This window comes from Mesorhizobium sp. EU05-FHT14A09, assembly GCF_058790995.1.
Map to the genome: position 1 here is coordinate 1 of NZ_JBYTDF010000026.1, position 1,165 is coordinate 1,165.

General features: G+C 60.4%; 1 protein-coding gene. It reads left to right on the forward strand.

The window, feature by feature from the left end; all coding sequences use genetic code 11:
• Window positions 1-59: 59 nt before the first annotated feature.
• A complete protein-coding gene (locus tag AC3WTO_RS31115; RefSeq protein ID WP_492465085.1) occupies window positions 60-1,028 on the forward strand; it encodes an IS5 family transposase in 969 nt (322 codons plus the stop codon).
• Window positions 1,029-1,165: the final 137 nt, after the last annotated feature.

Genomic DNA, 1,165 nt, shown 5'->3' on the forward strand with positions numbered 1-1,165 from the left:
GGGACCGTTGCAAAATTAGGTGGTTGTGATTCCCTGCGTTGAGCAGGGGGATGTTTGCGATGGTTGTGAAGACGAGCGGTCAGTTCAGCTTCGTGGACGCGTTGGTTCGGTCACCACGCAGCGGCCATCTGGATCGGCTTTCGGAACTGGTGAAGTGGTATCGCTTCGAGAAGCTGCTGGCGCGATTGCGTCAACCCGAAGCCCCAGGCCGTCCAGCCTATGCTTCGCTGATGATGTTCAAGGCACTTCTGCTGCAATCGCTCTACGGCTTATCGGACAGCGAATTGGAAGAGGCGTTGGCCGATCGACTGTCGTTCCGCCGCTTCGTGGGCCTAGGGCTGGAAGAGGCCGTACCTGATCACACCACACTCAATCGGTTCCGCAACCTTCTGATCGAGGCGGGACTGCTGGAGAAGTTGTTTGGCGAGTTGGATCATCAGTTGGACAAAGCCGGACTGATCTTGCGGCGCGGAACGATGCTGGATGCCACGGTGATCGAGACGGCAGCATCTCGGCCGCCCAACGGGTCGGCTGAGGGGGCGGCAACTGGCAGGGATAGCGAGGCTGCGTTCACGCGTCGCCAAGGCAAGGGTGGCTTCTCCTACGGCTACAAGGCTCATGTCGGAGTGGATCAAGGTTCCGGTCTGATCCGACGGGTTGTGACGACGCCGGCCAACGTCAACGACACGGTGGAAGCTGACAGGCTCATCTGCGGCGATGAGGGGGCTGTGCTGGCCGATGCGGCCTATCACACCAAGGCACGCGAGTTGGCGCTTAAAGAGCGAGGCATCAAGCCAAGACTGATGCGGCGGGCCAACAAACATCATCGGCAGTTGCCGGCACGTCTGAGGCGCTTCAATCGACTGGTCGCACGTCAGCGCTTCGCCGTCGAGACGACCTTTGCCACCTTGAAGCGGCGCATGGGCTTGAACGTCATTCGCTATCGCGGCCTCACCAAAGCTGCCGCTCAGGTCTTGATCGCGGCAATCGCCTTCAACATGCGCCGCTGGGTCACGCTGACGGGCTGAGCGCGGTCGCACTGCGTCCGAAATCCACCCAAACCCTCAAAACCGCAAACACCAAGGTGCAAATCCCTCCCGGGAAGCCCCCTGCAGCGCCTATTCTTCATCCGCCGGCTATCTTCGCTGAGTTTTGCAACGGTCCC